This window comes from Flagellimonas cixiensis (assembly GCF_042134615.1).
Classification (GTDB): domain Bacteria; phylum Bacteroidota; class Bacteroidia; order Flavobacteriales; family Flavobacteriaceae; genus Flagellimonas; species Flagellimonas cixiensis.
Genome location: NZ_CP169639.1, coordinates 843765 through 870054, shown reverse-complemented (window position 1 = coordinate 870054; position 26290 = coordinate 843765). Strand labels below are relative to the sequence as shown.

Below are 26290 nucleotides of genomic sequence, written 5' to 3'. Positions count from 1 at the left end.
TCATCTAATTGAATTCGAAATTCACATCTGGGGCATTTTCTGCTCCAGGGTTGGAGTTGAAAAGAGCCAATTCATCAAAATTGGCCAAACTGGCCACGATATTGGTTGGAATCTGTTTTATTTTGATGTTGTATTCCCCCGCCAAATCATTAAATCGGTTTCGTTCCACATTGATTCTGTTTTCTGTGCCTTCCAATTGGGATTGTAGCTCCAAAAAGTTTTGGTTGGCCTTTAACTCGGGATATCGTTCCACGGTCACCAATAATCTTGAAAGTGCAGAGGATAACCCAGACTGTGCTTGTTGGAATTCTGCTAACTGTTCGGCTGTTAAGTTATTGGCGTCAATGGTAGTGGAAGTGGCTTTTGCTCGGGCCTCGATCACATCAGAAAGGGTTTCTCTTTCAAAATCGGCTGCACCTTGTACCGTTTTTACCAAGTTTCCGATGAGGTCGCTTCTACGTTGATAAGAACTCTCTACGTTGGCCCACTGCTTGGTGGCCTGTCCTTTCATGTCCACCAGATTATTGTTGGTTCTAATGTACCATCCACCCACAATTACCGCCAACACTATGATGACGATGATGGCTATGATGCCTTTTTTCATTTTATATGGTTTTAGTGTTTATAGTTGTTCTTTAATTTTCAAAAGTTCCGCTTTCACTTTTTGTAACTTTTGAATGACCTCAAAGGTGGACAATGCTTTTTGTTTTTCCTCCTTTAAGTGGATTTTTGCCCCTTCCAAGGTAAAACCACGTTCCTTGACCAAATGATAGATCAATTGCAGGTTTTGGATATCCTGAGGTGTGAATTTTCGGTTGCCCTTGGCATTTTTCTTAGGTTGGAGTACATCAAACTCTTTTTCCCAAAAGCGAATCAGTGAGGTGTTCACCCCAAATGCATTGGCCACTTCGCCAATGCCATAATATCGTTTTTCGGGTAGGTCTACGTGCATTAATCGAGGGATTGGTTCTCTTGATTGGCCAATCTGAGCATATTCTCAAATTCTTCCGTTGTCAAACTTCCGTAATAGAAGTTGATGGGGTTAATGCGCTCTCCATCTTTAAATACCTCGTAGTGTACATGGGGTGCCTGTGAACGACCTGTGCTTCCAACGAAACCAATCAAATCGCCTCTTCGTACTTTTTGACCCACCGTTACATTGTATTTGCTCATATGTCCATAAAGGGAAATATAACCATAGCCATGATCGATGCGTACGTGTTTACCGTAACCAGAGGAACGGTTGTCGGCTCGAACCACTTTACCGTCACCGGTAGCATATATCGGTGAGCCTCGTGGCGCTGTAAAGTCCATGCCCCAGTGCATTTTTCTTGCTTTGGTAAATGGGTCGGAACGCCATCCATAACCAGAGGCCATTCGCGTAAGGTCTTCGTTGCTAACCGGTTGAATAGCTGGTATGGAAGCCAATAACTTTTCTTTTTCCTCGGCCAATTTGGCAATTTCATCCAACGATTTGGATTGGATCACCATTTGTTTTTGGATAATGTCCAAACGCTGTGTGGCGTTGATGATAATTTCGGAATTGTTGAAGCCCTCCAAAGACTTGTATCGGTTTACCCCACCAAATCCAGCTCTTCGCTGCTCTTCGGGAATAGGGTTGGCCTCAAAATATAAACGGTAAATATTATTGTCGCGATCTTCAATGTTTGCCAAAACCTGCTCCATCTGGTCCAGCTTTCGGTTCATAATTTCAAACTGAAGCTCGTAGTTCCGGACCTCTCTTTCAAGGGATAGTTCTTTTGGGGTGTTTACCCAGCGAGTGTTCAACAAAATAATTAAGCCTAAAGTTCCAAAAAGAGCAGAACCTGCCAAGAACAGGAAAACATTCCTGTATTTTTTGGATTTCTTCGGTTCAATCTTTCGGTAGGAAAGCGTATCCGGGTCGTAATAGTACTTTACTTTAGACATGAAGGGATTTTATCCTATTTTTGCTCACTCATTTTAACAAAACAAGCAAATATAAAAATTGTTTTGTTTAATGTGTTAAATTTAAGAAAACCCTAGGAATTCAATGACATCCCAAGAAGTTAGAAAGCAGTTTTTAAACTTTTTCAAAGAAAAGAACCACAAAATAGTGCCCTCTGCACCCATGGTGATGAAGGACGACCCCACCCTGATGTTCACCAACGCAGGGATGAACCAGTTCAAGGAGTTTTTCTTGGGGAATTCCGTTGCAAAAGATAAACGAATTACCGACACCCAAAAATGTCTTCGTGTAAGTGGAAAGCACAACGATTTGGAAGAAGTGGGAAAAGATACCTACCACCACACCATGTTTGAAATGCTGGGTAACTGGAGTATTGGCGATTACTTTAAAAAAGAAGCCATTGCCTGGGCTTGGGAGTTGCTTACCGAAGTTTATAAAATAGATAAGGACAGTCTTTATGTTTCCGTTTTTGAAGGCAGCAAGGACGATGGATTGGCTTTGGACCAAGAAGCATTTGATCTTTGGAAAGCCATTGTTCCCGAAGACCGCATCATTATGGGGAACAAAAAGGACAATTTTTGGGAAATGGGCGATCAAGGTCCCTGTGGTCCCTGTTCAGAAATACATGTGGATATCCGTTCCGCAGAAGAAAAGAAAAAAGTATCTGGTGCCTCTTTGGTGAACCAAGACCATCCACAAGTGGTGGAAATCTGGAACCTGGTTTTTATGCAATACAATCGCAAAGCGAATGGAAGTTTGGAACCACTTCCCGAAAAACATATCGACACGGGTATGGGCTTTGAACGTTTGTGTATGGTATTGCAAAAGGTGCAATCCAACTACGATACCGATGTATTTACCCCCTTAATTCGTGAGGTGGAGACCATTACAGGAAAAAAATATGGAAAAAACGAGGAGACCGATATTGCCATCCGAGTAATTTCCGATCACGTTCGTGCTGTAGCATTCTCCATTGCCGACGGACAGTTGCCCAGCAACACCGGTGCAGGATACGTAATCCGTAGAATTTTACGTCGTGCCATTCGTTATGGTTTCACTTTTTTAGGGATGAATCAACCTTTCATTTACAGATTGGTAAAAGTGTTGGGCGAGCAAATGGGCGGAGCATTTCCTGAGTTGAAAAAACAATACCAACTCATCGAAAATGTGATCAAGGAAGAGGAAAACTCTTTTTTGAGCACCTTGGAACAGGGCTTGGTCCTATTGGATTCCGTGATCAAATCATCAAAGAGCAAAACAATTGATGGTGAAAAGGCCTTTGAACTTTACGATACTTTTGGTTTTCCTATCGACCTTACATCTTTAATTCTTGAAGAAAAAGGATATCAACTGGATGTGGAAGGTTTTGAAAAAGCTTTGAAGGCACAAAAAGACCGTTCTAGAGCAGCATCAGAAGTCTCCAAAGATGATTGGAAGGTACTACAACAAGATTCTCAGCAAGAATTTGTGGGCTATGATACTTTGGAAGCCAACGTAAAATTGGTAAAATATCGAAAAGTATCAAGCAAAAAAGTTGGGGACCAATATCAATTTGTTTTCAATTTAACGCCCTTTTACCCTGAGGGTGGAGGACAAGTTGGCGACAAAGGCTTCTTGGAAGCTCCCAATGGCGATGTGATTTACATCGTTGACACCAAAAAAGAAAACAACGAGATTGTACATTTCGTAGAGAACCTTCCCAACGATGTTTCAGGAACCTTCAAAGCAGTTGTAGATAGGGAGCAGCGGTTCTATACAGCCTGTAACCATACCGCAACGCACCTATTGCATCAAGCTCTTCGCGAAATATTGGGTCCACATGTGGAACAAAAAGGATCGGCGGTACAAGCAAAGTATTTACGGTTTGACTTTTCCCATTTTTCCAAATTGACTGTGGAGGAATTGCGCGATGTTGAAAACTTTGTGAATGCTCGAATAGAAGGTCAATTGCCATTACAAGAAGGAAGAAATGTGCCCATTAAGGAGGCCATGGAACAGGGTGCTATGGCGCTGTTCGGTGAAAAATATGGAGATACTGTCCGTACTATCCGTTTTGGGCAGTCCATAGAGCTTTGTGGAGGAACCCATGTAAAGAACACTGCGGATATCTGGCACTTCAAAATTGTTTCAGAAGGTGCTGTGGCAGCTGGAATCCGAAGGATTGAGGCAATCACCTCAGAAGCTGCCAAGGAATTTTTCTTTAAAAACAACCGCATGCTTTATGAAATCAAGGACTTGTTGAATACCTCCCAAGATCCTGTAAAAGCGGTGGCTAGTTTACAGGAAGAAAACAATGCATTGAAAAAACAAGTGGAGCAATTGTTAAAAGACAAAGCCAAAGGTCTTAAAAGCGAATTGATAGGTGAATTGGAAGATATAAACGGTACCAAATTCTTGGCCAAAAAGGTGGATTTGGATGCTGGCGGCATCAAAGATTTAGCCTTCGAAATTGGGGGTCAAATGGACAACTTATTTTTACTATTGGCTGCCGAAAATGATGGAAAAGCCTTGTTGTCTTGCTACATATCCAAAGATTTGGCTACTGCTAAATCCTTGAATGCGGGAACCATTGTTCGTGAATTAGGTAAATACATCCAAGGTGGTGGGGGAGGACAACCGTTCTTTGCCACTGCAGGAGGTAAAAACCCAGCAGGTATTCCAGAAGCCCTGGAAAAAGTGAAAGACTACATAAAATAGTGTATCGCATCGCGAGGTCACCCTGAGCGCAGTCGAAGGGTAATCTAGATGGATGAAATAGGTTTTTGGGTTCTCGACTTAAGTTTATCCTGAGCGAAGTCGAAGGACTAAAATTGGCAATTTTACAATTATATGGAACTTCAAACCAAGATACCTTTGCAACCCGCCGATAATCCCATCGATTATCAAAGTAAGGTGGTGCTTTTAGGGTCTTGTTTTGTGGAAAATATGGGGGGCAAGTTGGAGTACTTTAAATTCCAACAAAAGCAAAATCCCTTTGGGATAGTATTTCATCCCCTAGCCATTGAAAATTTGGTGCAACGAGCCGTTCAAGATGAACCCTATCTTCAAAACGAGATTTTTGAACAAGAAGGCATTTGGCGCTGTTTTGATGCCCATTCCGATTTACGTAGCGATGACCCTCAAGATTTGTTGCAATTGCTCAACCAAAGGTTGAAGGCAACGCAAGCAGCTTTGGAGAAGGCTTCCCATATCATCATTACATTGGGAACAGCATGGGTATACGAACATCATGCTTCAGAAAAAATAGTGGCCAATTGCCATAAAGTACCCCAAAAGCAATTCATTAAGAAACTTTTGACTTTTCAAGAAATTGAAGAAAGTCTGTCCCGTTTAATTGGGCTTATTTTGAATGTAAACCCCAAAGCACAAATCATTTTCACGATTTCACCCGTTCGACATTTAAAAGATGGGTTTGTAGAAAATCAACAGAGCAAAGCACATTTGGTCGCTTCACTTCATCAAATCATAAAAGGACACAATGTGTCCTATTTTCCATCGTATGAAATAATGATGGACGAGCTTCGGGACTACCGTTTTTATGCCAACGATATGGTGCATCCGAACGATTTAGCCATAGATTACATTTGGGAGAGATTCAAATCGGTTTGGATATCCGAAGCCGATTATTCCGTTATGGATAAGGTTGATGCCGTTCAAAAAGGATTGCAACACAGACCGTTTAATCCTGAATCCGAAGCGTACAAAAAATTCAAAACAGCGTTGGAAACCAAAATTACGTATCTTCAACAGCAGTATCCTTTCATGAAATTCAGCTAAATGAAGAAAGTACTCGTAGGAGCCATTATTGCTTTAGCCTCGGTATTGATCTATAGATCTTGTGCAGATGACAACAAGCAACAATCGGTGTTGGAAGAAAATTCCATGTTGATCCAGCAGGAATTGAAGAATGTTTCCAAATTGATCGTGACAGAAGGCCACTTTGTGGAAGTATACAATTACAAAGACAGTAGGGAACTCTTCGGGCCTTTGGTGACTGCGGATAAAAAAGCTTTGGTGGTGGTGAATGCAGAAGCGACCATTGCCTATGATCTATCCAAACTCAATTATGAGGTGAACGAGGCCACCAAAACCATCAAGATCATTCAAATTCCCGAACCTGAAATCAAAATTAATCCCGATTTTGAGTACTACGATGTCACAGCGGATTATTTGAATCCTTTTAGCGCCAAGGACTACAACAACATCAAAAAAACAGTGAAAGCTTCGCTGATGAAAAAAGTTGAGGCTTCCAGTTTACGAACCAATGCCGAAAACCGTTTGGTGAGTGAGCTTTCCCGAATTCTGGTGTTGACCCACTCCATGGGTTGGACCTTGGTTTTTGAAGATACCCCTGTCCAGAATATGGAGGAATTGGATTTAATTTTAGATTGATCTGTCACATTTTCGTTTTTGATGCGTCTTATAGATACAATCAATCAACGAATCATGTTTAAAAGAGTTCTTCTCACAGCACTTTTAGCCACTTTATTATTTTCCTGTCAACAAAAACCAGCCTCAGATGTTAGCTATTCCATCCGTTCCGTAACGCGGGATAGTTTGACCCAACTTCATATAAAAATGGAGTTTGCGGCCGACACCAGTGGGGTGACCAACCTTTCTTTTCCCAATGAGGCTTGGGGTGAGACCGATTTGTACCAGACTTTGGGCAACATTCAATTATTGAATGTAGAAGGAGCCATTGAAAAGGATTTGGACAGCGGAAGAATTGTACTGATGCATCCCAAAAATGTGGAACGTTTAGAGGTTAAATATGTGTTGCAACAAGATTTTAACGGCGAACTTTCTTCACGAGCGGTGTATCGACCCATCATCAATAAAGATTATTTTCACTTGTTTTCGCACAATATGTTCATGGTGCCCGAAAATACCGATGATAAATTAGACATCAGACTAAGTTGGATAGATTTCCCTGAAGATTACACCATTCACAATAGTTTTGGAAGCGGGGAACGAGAACAATTATTGGCGGATATGGATAAGGAATTGTTCGGCAACGCCATTTTTGTTGGGGGAGATTTTAGGGTTTTTTATGGAGAAGTTAATGGAAATAAAATCAGTTTGGCCACTCGTGGCGAATGGGTGCCCTTTAAGGATGAAGAAGTTTTTGAAGTCCTGGATCAAACTTTGACCCACCAACGTAATTTTTGGGGCGATCACTCCCAAGGCTATTTTACGGTTACCATGCAACCCTTTCCCCTAGAAATGGGCAGCAGTTTTCAGGGAACAGGATTAACGAACTCCTTTGCGACTTCGGTTTCCAACAACGATTTTACTGAAATAGGACAGATGGTGTATTTGTTCAATCACGAACTCATGCACAATTGGATTGGCCATACCATTCAAAATGATAACGAAGAGGAGCAATATTGGTTTAGTGAGGGTTTTACCGAATACTATACGTTTAAAAATATCGCCAAGAATAAGATCAATGGGTTGGATGGTGCTTTTTTTATTGAAGAAATCAACAGAACCATCCGCGATTTGTATGCTTCGCCTGTGGTTGAAGCGCCAAATGCTGAAATCAATTACGAGAATTTTTGGACCAATTACGACTATTCCAAATTACCCTATTGGAGAGGGGCGGTCTTTGCATTTTATCTCGATCTAAAAATTCAAGACACCTCAAACGACAATAAAAGTTTGGATGATGTGATGCACCAATTGTACACCGATGCTACCGCCAAAGGCCAAAAATTGACCCATGATTATTTTATGACCATTTTGAGCGAGTATTGGGAAGGGAATTTTGAATCATTTTTTCAAAAACACATTGAAGAAGGCCAAAAAGTGGACTTGTTTGGTTTGTTCTCTGATTTGGAATTGAAGTTTTCCCCGATGAGCGATATTTATGAATTGGGCTTTACATTTTCTGAAGACCGAAAATCCATAACAAGTGTAGTGGAAGGTAGTGCAGCATGGCAAGCAGGTGTTCGTAAAGGGGATGAGGTGTATTCACGCAGCATTTGGCAAGGCAGTATCGACCACGATGTGGAATTGGGCCTAAGAAGAAATGGCGAAGAATTGAAAATCGCCTACCGCCCAGTGACAAAAGCGGAGGTGCCCCAATTGGAACCGACCCCAGAAAATATTCAAAAACTCGGATTTTAACTCACTAAACTGGTATCGACCAAGGCAATGCCGTCATCAATTAAATGGCCCACTTTGGGGTTGTTTTGTTTGATGTTTTCCAGATGCTCCAATATGTCCTGTTGAAACTCCTGATCGTTGCCCTGTTTGGCCAATTCATACAATTCCACGGGCAATAACCAATCTTCTGGGTGCTCTTGTTTAAGTACCTGAAATACTTTGTTTCGCGAAATTGTGGTGTTTGTGCCTTCCCTAAAATCACGCACTTGTTGGTAATATTGCTCCAATTGCAAGCGCTGGGCACTCTTTTTGGGTTTAATGGTGCTTTCCGTTATTTGATGCGTGATCAAATCAAAACTGTTTAAGTCGGCAGGTCCGTTATAGGCGGAAACCACATTTTGACCTACGGCCATATCGTACAATCCCCACTCAGGTAAGAAAAGTGTTTCCCCGTCGTGGGTTACAGTACAATCCTTAAAGGTGATCAATATAATTTTTCCCATCAAGTTTCGGGTGCCCGTTACTATGGTTCCCTCTACTTTGACCCCACCTTCAAATTCCAAGGAAATTTGTTCTCCTTCATAAATTTTATAGGCTTTTAGATCACGGGGTCCCATATCCTCAATGGCAATATTGATGCCCTTTAGCTTGCCAATGGGCGAACCAAAACCTTCCGAGTGGTATTCCGTGCTATGTCCGACCAATTCCTTTTCTCGGTAGGCGAGTGCCGTTGGCCCTTTGGTTTGCATATAAATGGGTTTGCCTTCGTGCTCAATCACATATTGGAACTGGCCTGAAATTTGAAGACCAGTGCTCATTTCCAACGTGCCCAAAGCTTGGGAGTTGATTAATTTTTTGATGCCAGAAAGTCCCCCTTTGCGCACAGCCATCGTATTGGCAAAATCTTCCAACACCTGACTCAAAAATGCAAAATCGGGGGTCACAAAAAGCTGAGGTTGCGGTTTGGTGATATCAAATTCGGTATGGGCCGCTTCAATGGAATAAGGTATTTTCTTCACTTGGTCGGTCATGCACCAAGCACTTTCACCAATGGAGGAAAGTAATCCCGCTCCATAGATTTTTGGGTTGTCCACTTCACCTATCAATCCATATTCCACGGTCCACCAGTGTAGATTGCGAATTAGAGCCATTTCACTGGGCTCACCCATATTTTCTTGGAGGTACTCAATATGTTTTTCGGCCTTTTCTATTTCTTCTTGCGGCGTACCATGTGCTTCTTTTATAATGGAAAGATGTCGCACTGCATCATACAATTCATAATCTTTGGCACTGGAAATTGCTTTGCAGCCTATTTCTCCAAATCGTCTTAAATATTCAGCATATTCTGGATTGGCAATAATAGGGGCATGTCCAGCTCCTTCATGAATAATATCGGGTGCTGGAGTGTATTCAATATTTTCAAGCTGGCGAATATCCGAAGCAATCACCAACACATTATAAGCTTGGAACTCCATAAATGCCGATGGTGGAATAAAGCCATCCACAGCAACGGCAGCCCAGCCAATTTCCTTTAAAATACGGTTCATTCCGTACATGTTGGGAATATGGTCTATGGAAATGCCCGTTTTTTTCAATCCATCCACATACGAACTATGCGCCACCCGACTTAAATAGTCCACATTTTTGCGCATTACATACCGCCAAACAGCTTGGTCAATGGCCGTGTAATCTTCATAATTCTGCGGCTTAATAAACTGCTTTAAGTGCTTGGGCAATTTGTCCAAAATAGGATTGGATTCGTAACTCATATGTTGCTTGTTTAGATTTTAAAGATACGAAAACGATAGAGGCTATTTTCTTAACGAAAGTTAAGGGCAATAAAAAACCGCCTAGAGGGCGGTCTGTATTTTAATTGGAAGCTACCATGATCTGAGGTGGATATTCTTCCAAGATCTGAGAGACAAATTCATTAATGCGTGCCTCCTTCTTTTCCACACTCTTGGTGCTGCTCAAAGTGCCCACGCCACGACCTTGCCAAACCAATTCTTTCTTATTGGCATCGATCACATCAATATATAAAGAACCTTCGGTACTGGTGCTTACGTTGTTGCCACCCCAGCCCCAGCCCCAACCGGGACCCCAAACATAGGGATTGTAAAATCCACCCCAACCCCAACCGTAGTTGTTGTAGACATCCACACGTTCACGTTCTTTGGTGAAAATGCTGATCAATACATCAGGTTCATCGGATTTTACAAAGCCACGGGAACTTAATTCAGCTTCAATGGCACGAAGAATACGTTTTTTGTCCAAATCCGAAATTTGGGCTTTGTCAATTCCAGTTTTGTAGAACGCATACGTTTTATAACTGTTAAAATCAGCTTTTTTATCGTAATCCGAAACTACTCGAACGGAACTACAGGAAACCAACAGCCCCAAAGAAAAAATGACCAGGGCCAAACGAGAGAGATTTTTCATAGTACTTTTTTTAAATTCTTGAGATTGACTTAAATACTCACAAATATTATGCCGAACACTGCGAATTTTAGAGCATGCTATTGGTTTTTGGATTGTACCCATAAGGGCAATGCCTGCAACCACTTTCGCAACAATATCCGCGTTTTAGCAGATATTGTTCGGTAAACACCCGATATCCCTCTTCAGTATAGTAGTAATCACCCTCTTCCAAGGGAATGTATTCTTTCATGCGCTCAAATCTGTTGGCTATATAAATTTAAAGGTTTCTGCAAGAAACCACCAACGTTTTAAGATTTTGAAAACAAGGTTATTCACTGAAAATGTTGATGGAATTTTTTCAACCATCAAATATTGAGGGTTTTTAGCTGTTATATTTGTTATCACTGACCAAGATGTATTAAGATGATTTTAGTCTTTAAACATTTCTTCTATAAAAATTATGTGGGGCTCTCCCTTTGGCCTTTCATTTTCCTAAAGGAAGATTCCTTAAAGACGGATGAAGTGCTCATCAACCACGAGCGCATTCATCTAAAACAACAACAAGAGCTTTTGATCTTACCCTTCTATCTACTCTATGTTGCCGAATGGTTGTTGCGTACCGTGCTGTATTTGGATAGTTACCGCGCCTACCAGAACATTAGTTTTGAGCGGGAGGCCTACGCCAATGAAAAGGATATGCAGTACCTTCGCACGCGTAAAACCTTTGGTTTTTTACGATACCTGACCCGTTAACTTGTAGGATTGAACATTCCCAATCAGCATATCGACATGCCTCTTTTGAAAGAAAAGGACGTTACCCTGTACCTGAAAAGGGAAGACACCATTCATCCGTTTATCTCAGGAAACAAATACCGAAAACTAAAATACAACCTACTTGAAGCCAAAAATCAAGGTCACCATACCTTGCTCACCTTTGGTGGGGCCTTTTCTAACCATATTGCGGCAACGGCCTATGCCGGACAGGAGCAAGGAATGAAAACTATCGGCGTTATTCGAGGTGAGGAACTGGAGAACAATTGGCAAGACAATCCTACTTTACAACTGGCCCATGAGCATGGTATGGAATTTTATTTTGTTTCTCGAAGTGATTACCGTCAGAAAGATGAGCTTGCATTTCAAAAGGAATTAAAAGGAAGATTTGGGAATTTTTACCTGTTGCCCGAAGGCGGAACCAATGCTCTTGCCGTAAAAGGTTGTGAAGAAATCTTGACTGATGCCGATGCGCAATTTGATGTGATTTGCAGCGCGGTGGGCACGGGTGGCACTATTGCGGGACTCATCAATGCGGCAAAACAGCATCAATCCGTATTGGGTTTCTCTGCTTTAAAGGGTGATTTTTTAAAAGAAGATATTCGTAGCTTTGTTCAAAATGAGAATTGGCGATTGGTAACCGACTATCATTTTGGGGGTTACGCCAAGGTGGACGAACACCTGGTGGCTTTCATCAATCAGTTTAAGGAAGCAACCAACATCCCATTGGACCCCATTTACACAGGAAAGATGCTTTTTGGTATTTTTGACCTTGTAAATCAGGGTGTTTTTGCCCCTGGAACCAATATTTTGGCCATCCATACAGGTGGATTGCAAGGCGTAAAAGGCATGAACCTTGTGTTGAAAAAGAAGAATTTACCCTTATTGAACGTATGATCAAGCGAATAGGATATCTGTTGCTAGTGGCCCTTCTGCTTTCCAGTTGTGGCGCCAAAAAAAGAAGAACCACCCAAAGAAAAGGTGCTCCAGTTGTGGTTGACAATGGAAGGACCGTTAAAAAGCACAAAAACCAAATGCCCACAGTGGGTGAAGATGGATTGTATCCCTTGCCCGAAGATTCAGGGCGTTTTGAACGTTTTCCCATTTCCGATACCCAAGAATATATCGAGACCTTTGCTGAAATTGCGCAATACGAAATGCGTGCCTTTGGAATCCCTGCCAGTATCACCCTGGCGCAGGGCATTTTGGAGAGTGGCTCGGGTCGTGGGGAGTTGACCTTAAAGACCAATAACCATTTTGGTATTAAATGCCATAAAGGTTGGGAAGGTGAGTTTGATTTTCACGATGATGATGCCAAAGGGGAATGTTTTCGAAAATACAACCATCCCATGTACTCATTCCGTGATCACAGTTTATTTTTGACCACCCGTTCACGCTATGCTTTTCTGTTTGATTATCGAAAAGACGATTACAAAAAATGGGCACACGGACTCAGACAAGCAGGCTATGCTACCGACCGACAATATCCACAAAAGTTGATTTCCTTGATTGAGAGGTACAACTTGGACCGTTACGACCGAGAAGTGGTGCGTACTTCTCCTAGAGAAATTGCCCAAGTAGACCCGCCAAGGCAACATACGACCACCCATACCGTCTCCAAAGGCGAAACCTTATATGGCATTTCCCGAAAGTACGATGTTCCTGTGGAGGAGATCAAGCAGATGAACAATTTGCAGGATAATATTATTTCCATTGGGCAAGTGCTTCAGATTCGTAGGTAAAAGTAGTTTTGCAGACATCAGATTATTAGATTTTTGGATGATTTGATGGTTGGATTGTTGGTCAGGCTCTTAACCGTCATCCCGAGCGTCCGCCTGCGTCCGCCAGGCAGTCTAGGGGTGCTTTTTAGAATCGAGTATTCAAGCCGTTCCGGATGTTCCTTCGACTCCGCTCAGTAACCTTTCTAGCATACAATTAACCTGTCATTCTGAGCATAGCGAAGAATCTCTTATTCCGAACATTTTCCGTTTCCAAGAACGAATGATCCTCATTACCTTTGTGGAGAGCAAGTCGTATTGCCCTAATTTGTCATCCCGAGCGCAGTCTAGGGGTGCTTTTTTAGTAATTTACATTCAAGCGGTTCTCGACTCCGCTCGAACTGACATGCTTTTGTACTCTGAGCGTAGTCGAAGGGTACTAAACAAAGTTGATTAAAAAGATCCCCATCTTCATGGGAATGACAATACATACTTATGATCTACCAACGAAGCAGCGCCTTGTTCGCAGAGGCCAAAAAATACATCCCTGGAGGGGTAAACTCACCTGTACGAGCATTTAAAGCAGTAGGGGGCGACCCTATTTTTATCAAGGAGGCCAAAGGGGCCTACCTGTATGATGAAGATGGCAACCAACTGATCGACTATATTGCTTCGTGGGGGCCCCTTATTTTGGGCCATGCCTACGAACCTGTGATCAATGCGGTGATCGAGAAAGCGAAAAAAGGAACTTCCTTTGGAACGCCTACCGAAATTGAGACCGAACTCGCCAAATTGGCGGTGTCCATGGTGCCCAACATTGACAAGATCCGTTTTGTAAACAGTGGTACCGAAGCCTGTATGAGTGCAGTGCGCCTCGCACGCGGGTACACAGGCAAGGACAAGATTATCAAATTTTCGGGTTGCTACCACGGTCATTCCGACTCTTTTTTGATACAAGCGGGGAGTGGAGCCGTTACTTTTGGTAGTCCCAACAGCCCTGGGGTAACGCAGGGCACGGCCAAGGATACCTTATTGGCCGATTACAACGATTTGGAAGGTGTAAAAGCCTTGGTGGAAGCCAATAAAGGTGAAATTGCCGCCATTATTTTAGAACCCGTAGCGGGGAACATGGGCTGTATAATTCCCAAGGATGAATTTATTAAAGGACTACGCGAAATCTGCACCCAAGAAGGCATTTTGTTGTTGTTCGATGAGGTGATGACAGGCTTTCGATTGGGCAAGGGTGGCGCACAAGAAGCCTTGGGCATTAATGCCGATATTGTGATGTTCGGAAAAGTGATCGGGGGTGGACTGCCCGTTGGAGCCTTTGCGGCCCGAGCCGAGATCATGGCGCATTTGGCACCCGATGGACCGGTGTACCAAGCAGGCACTTTAAGTGGAAACCCATTGGCGATGAGTGCTGGATTGGCCATGCTCACCGCCTTGAACAACCAACCTGAAATTTTTACCAGCTTGGCCGAAAAAACGGAATATTTGCACAAGGGCATTGCCCAAACCTTGACCGAAAAAGGCGTGACGTATCAAATTAACCGTTATGGCAGTATGATCTCCGTACATTTTACGGACGAACCTGTGGTGGATTTTGCCAGCTCTGCCAAAGGCAATAACAATACTTTTAAGAAATACTTTCACGGCATGTTGGATAACGGCGTGTATTTACCGCCATCTGCCTTTGAAAGCTACTTTTTAAATGATGCCCTAAGCTATGCCGATTTGGATAAGACCATTGAGGCGGTGGGGAAAGTTTTCTAACGGGTCATTTCGAAGGAGAGAAACGACTGAGAAATCTAATTTATTCTTGGGATTCCTCACATTCCTTTCGGTTAGTTCGATTAGCGTAGAGCTTGTCATTTCGAAATGAGGAGTGGAGTGACGACTGAAAAATCTATTCGTGCTGGAGATATCTCACGTACGTTCGAAATGACATGGTGATGGATAAGATGTTAGAAGTGGTAAGAAAAGTGTTTTAGCTGAATGTGCTCCAACGGTCTCGGCTATGAGTAGTTGGGGATTTAAGCCTTAACTTTTGGGTTTAGCACTGACTTTTGTTTTCACTTATACATTGTGTTACCACAAGTTGTTTAATGTAAAACTTGTCCACCAGCTACTACATTTCTATTTTCCAAACTACTTTCAGAACTTAATGTAGCAATAATAAAAGAAAGTTTAATATTGTTGAACACTAGTCCAAGAGTCAATTGCCCGAACAAGAAATTTGAATTATCAATTCCAAGATTATTAGAAAACTCTTCGGTTCCAAAAATTTGATTGAAGTTAAATGCTCCAAAAAATCTTAATTTATTATTTGTTAAGGCTGCATCAGCATATAAATCAATTCCTATTGATGCACTTCCAGCAAATTCTTCAGTAGTAGTTCCAAATTCAGGAAAATCAGCAGTTCCTTTAGCTCTTAATCGTGAAATAAAATTAAATTGATTGTTTCTTGAATGTATGTATGCTAGTGGATATTCTATGTTTAATACTGTATTGCCACCATTAGAGATCAATCTTTGATACGCTTCATCTTCCTTCGCAACAGATAGGCTATCAGAAGAACTACTAGAAATCATAGCACCTAAACTAACTCTAAATACTAAAAGATTACCACTAACTAATTCCGAATAAATTGAACCTGTGTTATTTCCAATATTAAAACCTGTATTGTTTAAAACACTAAATCTCTTTCCTTTACCATCATATAAAATATCAAAAAATGCTCTTGACCGTTTTGGTCCAAATGATAGATACTTAATTGTGGAATATTGAAGATATTCTTTCACATATTCATTTGATAAACTATCAATAACAGGATTTAAAATTCGAATTGAGTCTTTTGAGTTTTTAAGTTGCTTTTCATAGTTTATTATCTCTTGATTCGTTAGGTTTAATCTACCTTCTACATTATCGTCCAATTTTGTTAAGGCATTACTGTATATTGAGTCCAACTTAGCCTTTTGTTTCTCCAATCTCTTCTTTTTAATGTTATTCAGAGTTTTGTAGTAGTTAAAAACTTTTTTGCCATCTACCGTGCTGGAGTCAGCAGCAAAAGTTTTTCCTTCGGTCGGATTATCTAGAATTTTGAATCCTGGTACATTTTGGGAATATGTTATTGCTGAAGAGAGTGAAATAAATAGAAATAGTAATTGTTTTTTCATTTTGTGCTGTGTTTTAATTTGTGGTAACTCGTTTATATATGCATAAAACATACTTATATAACCCAAATTGATTGGTCAATATGGTTTCGATCATCCCTATGCGAAGTAGAAATAAATTTCAGGTAAGAATATTGGGGTAAAAATTATTGGCAATATACTTAGAGTCAGTTAAATAGAATTAAACTAAAACCTTAAAAAAACTGGGGGTTTTATACAATTTGCAATGAACAGTGGACAATTAACAATGAGGAATTTACAATTATCAATTTTCGATGTGCCACAAAAGGTGAAGGGACTTTAACGATTTTTAAAATCAGATGCACTTTTATCCAAAGGAGGGCGGCCTTTTAAATGGTTGTCAATTACATAATATTCGTATGGCGGTATGCGTTGAGCTTCCCTTTCTTTTTCTATGAGTTCGCGTATTTGTGGCCAGTACTTTTTTGGGGCATGTCTAAAAATTAAAACGGGCCTTATTTTTTGGGAGCAGCCTAAATTTTTATCGGTAAGCCAGCCATGTTCATTTACCAATTCAATAATTGCAATGGTATTCTGGTGGTCTAATTGGTGTTGAATGTTAGCCAAGGAGTCGTTGGCCATAATGGGTTGCATATTTTTACCTCCAATTTTAAAGGCCAGACTTTTAAGTTTCCCTTGCTCTAGAGCTGGCATGGCATTAAATTCCTTATAGGTGAGTCCTTTGGCCTTTAAAATAGAGTCTAAAGCAAGATTGTATCTTTTTAAGATACTATCATTGGTGCCCCTATATTTTTGGTCAAGCTCCACCATTTGCTGCAACCTTGCGCATAGATTTTCCTGCGCCAAAAGTTGTGGGCATAGCAAAGTGCAAAACGCAATACAAAGTAATATGGATATATTTAGCTTCACCTAATTTTCAAATTCAGATACGGTGCTGAGCACAAATTGTCGCATGGCTTCTCCCTCGACCAGATTGTACGAAATTTGTTTGAGTCGAGCTGTTTTTTGGCCATTTTCGAAAATAGGGAAGCGCTGTACTAATTTGGTTTCCACCAAGGTAAATTCGTCGTGGCCATTATACCCTTTATTGATCGCTTCATTTTCTTCCGTAGGCTGAAAATAGACCCTACTCATGGAATGCCCATTATTTACCGAAAAGGCATGGACCATTCCTTTTTGGTTCTCGGTATGTTGGGTAAAAACCACTAACTCTGGCGACCCATCGGAATTTAAATCTTCTACCTCGGCATGGGTCACTACCTGATCTTTAATCTCAAAGGTTTCGTTGAACTCGTTGGGCAGCCCAAAGGTAAAAATGGTAAGTTGGTTTACCCCATTTTTCGCAATGGCCGACACATTGAATCCCACTTCTTGCAAGTTCAACACCTTGCTAAATTGGGTTTGGTCAATTTGGACTTGGTCCACATCGCCAGCTATTTTAGCATAAGTGTCCGCCACCGTCGCTCCGCCCGAACAATAAAAATAGAGCGCATCATTATCGGATTCATTTTCAGTAGCAATGGAAAGGGTGTTGTCCGCAAAGTGGAACAGCACCTTTTTGCCATCGATCATTGTATAGTAAACGCCATAGTCCTCTTTGTACACCACAACATCCAAGGTGCAGGTCGGACGTTTTTTATCGGCACGTGAACGCACTTTGATTTCCAATTGGTCATTATTATCCAACCGATTCACCATAACAGCGACCCAATCGTAGCCTTCGTCCTTTTGGGCGTATCCATCGGAAACATAGTTTCCGGTTACATCAGAACTGTTGGTTATGGGTTCAGCCTCGGGTTCCATCGTTTTCTTGGAGTCGGTTTTACAGCCAACCGCCAAAAGAAGTGTCATTAGGCTTAAGATGATTCGTTTTTTTATCATTTACAGAAGTGATTTATGCTTTGGAATTTTTAGAATTTAAATAGGACAAGTTGAAGTTACGTGGCTTACCCTTTGATTAGGGTTCGTAAAAGGCTTTGTACGGTTTCTGAACGGCCCAAGGGTTCCAGAAAGCAGACATAAATATTCACCGCAATGGCCAAATAGGTGGCAGGGTGGGTGAGTTTTTTGTATTTCCATGCGGCTACCAACAACAATGCAATAATAAATACCTGAGAGTAATAAATGGGGGCCATAATATCTATATTGGGCCAGTCTTCATTATGTATGCCAATATAGGCGTTCTGCACCCCGCGTGACAGGGCAGGCATCATGATCAAAAATACGGTGCTGATCAACCACCATGCATGGTCTTCCAACTTTTTTCTTTTGATAATGGCCATGATTACGGCAAAAGCAAACGGAATCATCATGCCAATTTCAACCGAAGCTACCCCCATAAAGAACCATGGTTCAAAGGGACCAAATTGTTCGGGGTTGGCAATGGCCATATCGGTATACACAATATCACGGTGCAGCATACTCAAAGCCGTAAAGCATACGCCACCCGCCAAAAACATTCCAATAATGCCGTTGGTGCGGTGTTTGGCCATTTGTCCGTGAGTAGCAAAATAGGGTTGAATGATCAAATAGAGATACCAAGCTGTGCCGTTCCAATAGTGTACATGCACAGCCCAGGTGTTTTTATAAAAGTCGCCCCAATAATCTCCAAAAATGCCCAGTTGCATTACGATCATGGGTATGATCATCCACAGGTGAAGGGTTTTGTATTTTTCCATTTTCTACAAGGTTAATCCGTAAATAATGGGGGAATTATCTGGTATTAAGGTAGTTAAAAAAACAACAAACAATTGGCAATGACCCGTTAAATACATTGGATAAAAGGTGATTGGTATGGAAAGTTGAAAATTAAAAATGGAAAAGGTGTGCTGGGTGTGGAATATTGGATTGATTACAGCACGAAACACGAAACACTTAAAAATGACGCTCTGTTACCTTTCTTTGCCGCTACCTACCATGGTGCGGAACATACCCGCCCTCATATTCCTGAAGACATTATGAACGAACGAACGGGTGCGGTCGCGTTCTACTTTAAATTGACCGTGTCTAAATCCATCTTCATCTGCTTTGGTGTCTCCTTTTTTGGTCAATAGGTTGGCCACACCACTTTTAAACTTGTTTACGGTAAGATGATCCTTTTTAAGAGCAACAAATTTAAATTGGTCGTATTTCATTTTCATTTCACCCTGCGAAGCATATTCGTTTCCACTAACAGTGAAATACATTTGATTTATGGTACCGTCGATTTCTGCATTTAGGGTGGAACGAATAAACGGAACCACTTTTTCTGTATCAAAATTTAACAGAGACCCTTTGGCCATGAACGAGTTGTCCAAGCTTTGGGGGTCAAAAGTGTATTCCAAGGTGAATTGCCCTTCACCCATGATTTGGTTTTTCGCCACAATCTCGACCATTCCTTCACCTCTACTATGTATATTTTTTACTTTGGAATAAACACTGGTGAGCGACATTTGTTGAGGGGCAACATCTGCCATGGTTTTTTTATAGAAGTTTACTTGACCATCAGACATGGTTAGGGAATCTATTTTCAAATCTAAGGGCATTTCCCTCAGTATTTGATTCGGTAAGGGTTTTATTTTTGGGTTGGGAGGCATTAAAAGATTACGATAAACGGTGATTATCGGGCGATGTACTTCCATGCTTGGAGCATGAAGTTTTGGGCCTGTTGCGCCCAAAATATCAGGTTGGCTCAAGGTAATTTGATCTACGGTAACATCGAAATGGTCATGTTCTACCGATGTTCTTTTGGTAAGTTCTTCGCGACTATATTTGGTGCGGAATATCAAGTTAAGAATGTTACCTTCTTCCTTGTTCAATTGAAATTTTTCCCATCGCATATATTCAAAAGGACTCACATCAAAATACAGGTCTTCGGCAATAATTTCGTAGGAATCCAAAGCGAAAGGTGGCTGTTGCGATTCAGGTTTTGGGTCCAATTCCAGTTGGGATAGGTTGAGGTCGATGGTTTTGGCCTCCAATACCAAGCTATCGGTTTCAATGTTGCGTATGATTAATGATCCTTGGTCTAATTTAACTTTTTTGATGGCTAATTTGGAAGCGCTTTCCGGAGGCAAAGCTTTTTTTCGAAGGGTATCACCCATTTGTTGTTTCAGCAAAATTTGTGGCTTTTCCAGATACACTTCGCCGAGTTCAGCAGTTTTTCCTGATAATAGGGAAAGGTAACCAATACCTTTAATTGCCATGAGATCGGCCAGCACTTGAGTGTTTCCGTCAGAGGTGTTGAGTTCCACATTTTTCAAAGCAATATTGCCCAAAAACACATTGGTGCTCAAATCGCGGTATTCCAACTGAATGTTTTCTGGGATTTGTTCCGCCAATGCAGATTTTACTTTTTGGGTAAATAAGAGTTGAGCCGCAATTCCAATAACTGAAATACTTACTATAATCCAGATGAAAATCTTTGTTTTTTTGTTGACGGTTCTGACGGACATACCTATCTGTTATTCAGTTAGCTAGTTACTAATTTAGTTTTCCTTGTCGAGAAAAACGAATAAATCACCCAAAGCTTTTATTTGAATTGCCCTTTCTCCCTGTAGCAGAATCGGACCTTTTAATATTTTTGGATTTCGGGTCAATATTTTTAACCAATCTTCATCACTTTCAATAGTAACATCCTTACCATATTCTTGTATAAAATTGGGATGTTTGGTGTTCACCAACTCTTTAATGGGTGTTTTTATTCGATTGGCTATATCGACCCATTGTGTAGGGGTAACTTTATCCTTGCTCAGGTCCACGGTCTGAATTTTATATTCAGTTGCGTTTAGAATAGCCAAGGCCTGTTCACTAAAACTGCTATTGGAATTGTAATAAATATTTATTTCACGTTCGTGTGTTGCGATTATTCCCATGTTGGATGATTTAAAAATTAACGTGAATAAACTACAAATCGGAGGCTAGTAAGCTTGACGCATTCCATTTTTATGGTGCCACAAAAGAAAAAGCGAGAACAATGTCCCGCTTTCTAAACTAACTAACTCAAAAATACTGTGTGGATGGTTCTACATTTGAACCTATAGTAAGATGTACGGTTGAAAAAAGAATTTGGTTTAGCCAAAGACTAAAAACAACAATTTAAAATAAATCTAAATAGATATTTTTACGTACTTTTGCTCCTTATGTGTTGAAATATTGTTTGTTAAGTGTTTGGATATTTCAGTTTACACCATAAAATTATTCGGAAAGAGCCGTCCTTTAGGACGGTTTTTTCGTTTATAGCATCTGCAAAAAGTAGTTGTAGAGCATACCCGAAACAATGGCTAGACCAAAACTGAGCAAGGTACCAATAAGTACATATTCGGTAAGTTTTCTGTTTTTGCCTTTGTTTAGGTCGCCAAATCGGAAAACGGACTTTGCAGCAATCAACAATCCGATAGCGGCCCATTGTTGCATCAAAATAAAGCCAAAGACAAACAATCGCTCCAGCATACCAATGTAAGTGCCCGCGTTTTTTAGCGAACCTCCTTCGCCCGATTCATCTTCTTTGGCAATTTCATCTATATAAGGAGCTAGTAGCATCCGCATAAAAATTCCCGATACAAAGGTAACGAAGACCAAAAATGTTACCAATAGCAAGGTTTCTGTACCAAAAAGGTCATTAAAATTCAGTTGAAAAGGGGAGATGAGGTATACAGCCAGTGTCAATACCAAAAGGTGCAATACTTGGTCGACTACAAATAGCCAACGGTAATTTTTTGGATTGGTAAACGTGAGTTTGCCCAAATCTATCAGCAAATGGGTAACTACGATAAGTGCGATAATGGCCAAATGTTTAAACTGAAGTAAAAGAAGCAATACCAGCAAATGTACCCCAACATGAAAGTAGAGGTATTTGGACCTTCCTTTTTTTTGGAGTTTATCTTCGACCCAATGGCTTGGTTGCAGTACAAAATCACCTATAAAATGCGCAAGAATCAATTTTAGGGCCAGAAGCATCATAGTTGTGATAGTTGTGTTTGGTAAAAATGAATCATTTTTTGCACTTCTTCAAATCCTGCTTTGCTCAATTCTTCGCTAATGTTCCCTTGCGACTTGTTCAAAATAGCCGCTAGCTCTTTTTGATTCAATGCAGGGTTTTCCATGGCTGTTTTTACTGTTTTGGAAATGGCGGGTGTCCAATTATCCATGGTCAATGTAGCCAATTGCACTAATAAATTTAGGTGCTCATCAAATTTTTTATCATTCGTTTTTAGGGCCAAGGTTTGTTTTTTGAGGTGTTCAAAACACTTTCCGGAGTTAACAAAGGCAGGTCCGTTGGATTCGGTGATTTTTTTGGCATCATAGGTTTTCTTACCTATGCCAATGGCTATGCGAACATCCATGTGGCGAATTTGTTTTATGCACGCTTTGATGTAGATTGCGGCCTCCAATGCAGTTTCGGTTGAGGTCTCCAATTGAAAACTGTCGCCTCTATAGATTTCCCATGTTTGCGGTTCGTTTCCGAATTTTCCCAAGGCTTCTTTTAAAAGTGGAAGCCATTCAGTGGCCTTATAGTCTGATGAGTTTTTAATGTCACCTGTGAGTATAGCTACCATTTATATAGTTCTATAAAAATCTGTAAAATAACAGATTAATACAAATATCTGTAAAAAAGCAGATAATAACAAATATCTGTGGTAAAACAGATAATAAATGTGGTTTATTTCGGAATCCATAAAAAAAGAAACCGCGACCATGGCCGGCGCGGTTCCTTAAAATCAACAAAAAACACTATCCTCTTCTCCCTCTCTCCTGCATTTTCTTTTTGCCATACATTGCTTTTTATTTGCTATGCTTTCTCGTTTTTTTAAGCTTTAAATTGCTCTTTATTAAGCAAGTCTTTCCTTTTTAATTGCCTAAATTTTTTCCTACATCACTTTTAAAAAATTTGCCCCGTTTCACATACAGCCTATACAATTGGTCTTGTTGTGCTTTTGGTAAATTTGGGAAGGTAATGTGTTTGGTCTTTGCTCAGAAGGTAGGCCCATTTTGGCTCCTCTGCGCGCTTGGTCTTAAAAGTCTTGGATTTGTTCCCATATTGGCCAGTACAACCAATATTCGTGCTAATCGCTACATAAATCGAAATATTAATGATGTGCGCCCGATACAACCACAGTGGTTATGGGATTTCATCAGAAAAGAAATTCACAAAGCTAATAACAGTTGGGAATAGGGATAGACCTATTTACGGTCCTCTTCAAGATTATCGACATCTTCCAAAGGTTCTTCCAAATCATCGGCATCCTGAAAATCGGTTTCAGCGTAAGTTTTGGATTGGAATTGTTCTTGAAATTTATCCTGTTGCTCCATTTGGTAGTAAAAAAAGGAGGCCAACACAAAACAGGAAAAGTAAATTAGGCTTTTAGTCTTTTGGGTCATGATGTTGAGATTTGGGATTACTAATGTAATCAAACCCAATTGGAATTTCATTGATATGTTGTGAAACGACCCATTTTGTTGGTGAAGTCCAAAAAAAACAAGGTGTGACCATAAATTATTTTGGTCACACCTTGAAAAAATGGAATTTACTGAATATCTAGTCCCTATTTTGGGTCCAAAATCTGGTCGATTCGCTCTAGGGCATCTTGCAAATGATAGCGGCTCATGGGGTCTGAAATTCTAGACAACCCACCGCGGATATCACTCTTTAAATTGGTTAATTCTGCTCTTGCCACCGAACGAATATCTGACTGGCTCGCATTGATCGGAGTTGATTTACGGTATCCTCCGAAATCTGGTAGTTTACGTTGGCCATCAGCGGTCATTAAATAACCCAAACGGTCGATATGTGCTTTTTGAAGGTTTCTTCTGTAGGTGTCGATGGTTCTTCCATTTCTAGTTTCGGACCAGATTCCTCTACGAAGGTCACGCATCATTTCCAACAAACCGTAGGCATCATCGCCATTAATGGTTTCGTTTTCGATGATACGAGCCAATTTACCCATTTGCAACATGGTATTCAGGTAACGCTCTTGCAAGGCACGAATACGCTCCACAGACCCTGAATATTGAATTTTATTGAAAATGTTCTGGTCAATCATCCATTCTGGAGTGGCGAACAATTGTTCTTGTAAAAAGTCCATACATTTTTGTTGGTGCTCTTTGCTCACATGGGTGTAAACAGCGCCTTCTTGGTCGGCAGTTTTATTGTATTCGTAAACCCCGCCAATATTATTGGCTACGTGCCCCATATATCTTGCAAATTGAGAAACAACATGTCCGTACATAGTCTCCAAATCGTCGTAATTTTCACCGGGTTCGGTAGTCCACTCCATTAAATTAGGAACAATACGTTTTAGGTTTTCTATACCGTACAAACTTGCTTTAACGGCATCATCCCCTAAATCTTCGGTCTGTGAACTTGGATCGTGGATGTCGCCCACTTGTTGGTGTCCGAATCGGTACATCGGGTCACCGGCATGCTCAGTGATCCAGCTGTTCAAAATTGGTTTTTCTTCTTTAGCTGTTTTATCCAAAATTGGCTTATAACCCCATTTGATGGCATATTTATCATATACACCAATATTGGGCATTAGGGCAACCCCCTCATCACCAGGTTGTGCCACATAGTTGAAACGGGCATAATCCATGATAGATGGTGCTGTGCCATATTTTTCGGTGAATTCTTTGGAACGCAAAGAATCTACAGGGTAAGCAACACTGCTTCCCATGTTGTGGGGCAACCCTAAAGTGTGACCTACTTCGTGAGAAGACACAAAACGAATCAAACGACCCATAACTTCTTCTTTGAACTCGGTTTTTTGAGCTTCTGGATTTATGGCAGCGGTCTGCACAAAGAACCAACCACGTAATAAGCTCATAACATTGTGGTACCAGTTAATATCAGATTCCAAGATTTCACCACTACGAGGATCGCTCACGTGAGGACCATTGGCGTTCGGAATCGGGGATGCCAAATAACGAACCACGGAATATCGCACATCTTCTGGTGACCATTCTGGATCTTCTTCTGGCGATGGCGGGTCTTTGGCCAAAATGGCATTTTTGAAACCAGCGGCCTCAAAAGCTACTTGCCAATCTTCAATACCTTGTTTAATATAAGGGACCCATTCTTTAGGGGTAGCTCGGTCTACATAATAAATGATGGGTTTTTTGGGCTCTACCAATTCACCGGCATTGTATTTTGCAATATCCTCGTCTTTTACTTCCAATCTCCAACGATCTAGGTAAGTAACCGTTTTACTTTCTTGTGCATCCAATCCGTAATCGACTTGTCCACGGGCAAACCATCCCACTCGTTTATCAAAATAACGACGTTTCATGGGTTCTTTTGGCAACAAGATCATAGAGTTGTTGATCTCCAATGAAATGGAACCAACGCTGGAGTTACTTGGTGGATCGTTGGAGAAATAAGTTTTTACGTGGCGAGCCTCAATATTTAAAGGGTAACTTCTTACCGATTCAATATAGCTTCTGTCCCCGTCCAAACGGGTTACTTTGAACCTTTTTCTGTATCCATCAGGAAAGCCCAGGGCTTTAACATCTTTGGTGAACAATGGGTCCACTTCGATTACGGTGGCAGGATTCAACGAATCTTTTTTGTTGATGGCCTTGATGTCGAAGGAATAAAGTACGGGTTCAAAGTTGGAGTTGACCACGGCTTCGTGTACCGGCAACGAATCTGCTGCTACATTTTCATATGAGATGACGCGCAATAGTACTTTTTTGGGTTTTTTCTCCCAGCGTAATACCTGCGTGTTGATTTTTCCTCCACCAAAACCAATTCCTGTGGCAGTTTTGGAGATACGCGTAACCATTAACATTTCCCTGTTGAACAAGGAATCTGGAATTTCGTAGTAATGTTTGTCGTCCACTGTATGAACTGCGAATAAACCTTCATCACTTTTGGCATCCTTGGTAATTACCTTATCATAAGGTTGGATATCTCCAGGTTTGGGTTTTGCTTCGGCTTTTTGTTCGGTGTTTTTCTTTTTTTTCTTAAAAAGTTGGGCTTCTGTGGTGTGAATTGTGCCCAATAAAAATAAAAGTACAAGTACTTGAGGTAGTAATTTTTTATTCATCATGTGTTAGTTTGGATAACTTCATCATCCAAAGAACTTAAAAAGGAAAAGAAATTACTGTTAAATAAATATTAACTACCACTTTTTTTCTAAAATATGCAAAACTTCGGGAGTCCTGCGTTTTACTGATAGTCCCACGTGAATCGCCCT

General features: G+C 40.9%; 24 protein-coding genes. 8 read left to right on the top strand and 16 right to left on the bottom strand.

Annotated features, from left to right (window positions below; all coding sequences use genetic code 11):
* Window positions 1-4: 4 nt before the first annotated feature.
* The 3 genes from ABT310_RS03925 to ABT310_RS03915 are packed head-to-tail and all read right to left on the bottom strand — an operon-like array spanning window position 5 to window position 1929.
* The gene (locus tag ABT310_RS03925) at window positions 5-604 is read right to left on the bottom strand and encodes a LemA family protein (protein WP_375325443.1); all 600 of its coding nucleotides are present in this window, start codon (window positions 602-604) and stop codon (window positions 5-7) included.
* Window positions 605-622: 18 nt separating this feature from the next.
* Window positions 623-952 carry a MerR family transcriptional regulator gene (locus tag ABT310_RS03920; protein WP_375325442.1) on the bottom strand — a complete coding sequence of 110 codons (330 nt, stop codon included), beginning with the start codon at window positions 950-952 and terminating at the stop codon, window positions 623-625.
* A complete protein-coding gene (locus tag ABT310_RS03915) occupies window positions 952-1929 on the bottom strand; it encodes a M23 family metallopeptidase (protein ID WP_375325441.1) in 978 nt (325 codons plus the stop codon). The genes ABT310_RS03920 and ABT310_RS03915 overlap by 1 nt, the downstream gene beginning before the upstream one ends.
* 103 nt (window positions 1930-2032) lie before the next feature.
* Here ABT310_RS03915 and alaS point away from each other — a divergent pair, with 103 nt between their 5' ends.
* From alaS to ABT310_RS03895, 4 genes are all read left to right on the top strand, one after another.
* On the top strand, window positions 2033-4645 hold the full coding sequence (gene alaS / locus ABT310_RS03910) for an alanine--tRNA ligase (protein WP_375325440.1): 2613 nt from the start codon (window positions 2033-2035) through the stop codon (window positions 4643-4645).
* Between the two features lie 132 nt (window positions 4646-4777).
* Window positions 4778-5725: a GSCFA domain-containing protein gene (locus tag ABT310_RS03905; protein WP_375325439.1), complete on the top strand. Its 948-nt coding sequence runs from the start codon at window positions 4778-4780 to the stop codon at window positions 5723-5725.
* Window positions 5726-6340, top strand: coding sequence for a DUF4230 domain-containing protein (locus ABT310_RS03900; RefSeq protein ID WP_375325438.1), 615 nt, complete (start codon window positions 5726-5728; stop codon window positions 6338-6340).
* Window positions 6341-6394: 54 nt separating this feature from the next.
* Window positions 6395-8077 carry a hypothetical protein gene (locus ABT310_RS03895; RefSeq protein WP_375325437.1) on the top strand — a complete coding sequence of 561 codons (1683 nt, stop codon included), beginning with the start codon at window positions 6395-6397 and terminating at the stop codon, window positions 8075-8077.
* Here ABT310_RS03895 and ABT310_RS03890 read toward each other — a convergent pair.
* The 3 genes from ABT310_RS03890 to ABT310_RS03880 all read right to left on the bottom strand — a co-directional run bounded on the left by ABT310_RS03890 (window position 8074) and on the right by ABT310_RS03880 (window position 10724).
* The gene (locus ABT310_RS03890) at window positions 8074-9825 is read right to left on the bottom strand and encodes an aromatic amino acid hydroxylase (protein ID WP_375325436.1); all 1752 of its coding nucleotides are present in this window, start codon (window positions 9823-9825) and stop codon (window positions 8074-8076) included. The two genes, ABT310_RS03895 and ABT310_RS03890, sit on opposite strands and share 4 nt — an antisense overlap.
* Before the next feature lie 100 nt (window positions 9826-9925).
* Window positions 9926-10495, bottom strand: a complete 570-nt coding sequence (locus ABT310_RS03885; protein WP_375325435.1) for a DUF4136 domain-containing protein — start codon at window positions 10493-10495, stop codon at window positions 9926-9928.
* 67 nt (window positions 10496-10562) lie between these two features.
* On the bottom strand, window positions 10563-10724 hold the full coding sequence (locus ABT310_RS03880; RefSeq protein WP_375325434.1) for a DUF5522 domain-containing protein: 162 nt from the start codon (window positions 10722-10724) through the stop codon (window positions 10563-10565).
* Between the two features lie 173 nt (window positions 10725-10897).
* On the opposite strand from ABT310_RS03880, the gene ABT310_RS03875 reads away from it, so the two are divergent.
* From ABT310_RS03875 to hemL, 4 genes are all read left to right on the top strand, one after another.
* Window positions 10898-11227, top strand: a complete 330-nt coding sequence (locus tag ABT310_RS03875; protein WP_375325433.1) for a hypothetical protein — start codon at window positions 10898-10900, stop codon at window positions 11225-11227.
* Window positions 11228-11236: 9 nt separating this feature from the next.
* Complete coding sequence (locus tag ABT310_RS03870; protein WP_375325432.1) at window positions 11237-12142, top strand: 1-aminocyclopropane-1-carboxylate deaminase/D-cysteine desulfhydrase; 906 nt, start codon at window positions 11237-11239, stop codon at window positions 12140-12142.
* Window positions 12139-12987 carry a glucosaminidase domain-containing protein gene (locus tag ABT310_RS03865; protein ID WP_375325431.1) on the top strand — a complete coding sequence of 283 codons (849 nt, stop codon included), beginning with the start codon at window positions 12139-12141 and terminating at the stop codon, window positions 12985-12987. Before ABT310_RS03870 ends, ABT310_RS03865 begins: the two co-directional genes overlap by 4 nt.
* 471 nt (window positions 12988-13458) lie before the next feature.
* The gene (gene hemL, locus ABT310_RS03860) at window positions 13459-14736 is read left to right on the top strand and encodes a glutamate-1-semialdehyde 2,1-aminomutase (RefSeq protein ID WP_375325430.1); all 1278 of its coding nucleotides are present in this window, start codon (window positions 13459-13461) and stop codon (window positions 14734-14736) included.
* A gap of 329 nt (window positions 14737-15065) precedes the next feature.
* Here the strand turns inward: hemL and ABT310_RS03855 are convergent, their stop codons facing one another.
* The 10 genes from ABT310_RS03855 to ABT310_RS03810 form a co-directional block, all read right to left on the bottom strand.
* A complete protein-coding gene (locus ABT310_RS03855; RefSeq protein ID WP_375325429.1) occupies window positions 15066-16139 on the bottom strand; it encodes a hypothetical protein in 1074 nt (357 codons plus the stop codon).
* A gap of 297 nt (window positions 16140-16436) precedes the next feature.
* The gene (locus ABT310_RS03850) at window positions 16437-17027 is read right to left on the bottom strand and encodes a hypothetical protein (RefSeq protein ID WP_375325428.1); all 591 of its coding nucleotides are present in this window, start codon (window positions 17025-17027) and stop codon (window positions 16437-16439) included.
* A complete protein-coding gene (locus ABT310_RS03845; RefSeq protein WP_375325427.1) occupies window positions 17028-17999 on the bottom strand; it encodes a hypothetical protein in 972 nt (323 codons plus the stop codon). It abuts the gene before it with no gap.
* A 65-nt stretch (window positions 18000-18064) separates the two neighbouring features.
* Window positions 18065-18796, bottom strand: a complete 732-nt coding sequence (locus tag ABT310_RS03840; RefSeq protein WP_375325426.1) for a hypothetical protein — start codon at window positions 18794-18796, stop codon at window positions 18065-18067.
* A 213-nt stretch (window positions 18797-19009) separates the two neighbouring features.
* Complete coding sequence (locus tag ABT310_RS03835; RefSeq protein ID WP_375325425.1) at window positions 19010-20551, bottom strand: DUF748 domain-containing protein; 1542 nt, start codon at window positions 20549-20551, stop codon at window positions 19010-19012.
* Between the two features lie 33 nt (window positions 20552-20584).
* Complete coding sequence (locus tag ABT310_RS03830; RefSeq protein WP_375325424.1) at window positions 20585-20971, bottom strand: arsenate reductase family protein; 387 nt, start codon at window positions 20969-20971, stop codon at window positions 20585-20587.
* 361 nt (window positions 20972-21332) lie between these two features.
* The gene (locus tag ABT310_RS03825) at window positions 21333-22058 is read right to left on the bottom strand and encodes a DUF3307 domain-containing protein (RefSeq protein WP_375325423.1); all 726 of its coding nucleotides are present in this window, start codon (window positions 22056-22058) and stop codon (window positions 21333-21335) included.
* A complete protein-coding gene (locus ABT310_RS03820; RefSeq protein ID WP_375325422.1) occupies window positions 22055-22654 on the bottom strand; it encodes a transcriptional regulator in 600 nt (199 codons plus the stop codon). Before ABT310_RS03820 ends, ABT310_RS03825 begins: the two co-directional genes overlap by 4 nt.
* A 625-nt stretch (window positions 22655-23279) precedes the next feature.
* Complete coding sequence (locus ABT310_RS03815) at window positions 23280-23477, bottom strand: hypothetical protein (RefSeq protein ID WP_375325421.1); 198 nt, start codon at window positions 23475-23477, stop codon at window positions 23280-23282.
* Between the two features lie 164 nt (window positions 23478-23641).
* A complete protein-coding gene (locus ABT310_RS03810) occupies window positions 23642-26140 on the bottom strand; it encodes a zinc-dependent metalloprotease (RefSeq protein WP_375326145.1) in 2499 nt (832 codons plus the stop codon).
* Window positions 26141-26290: the final 150 nt, after the last annotated feature.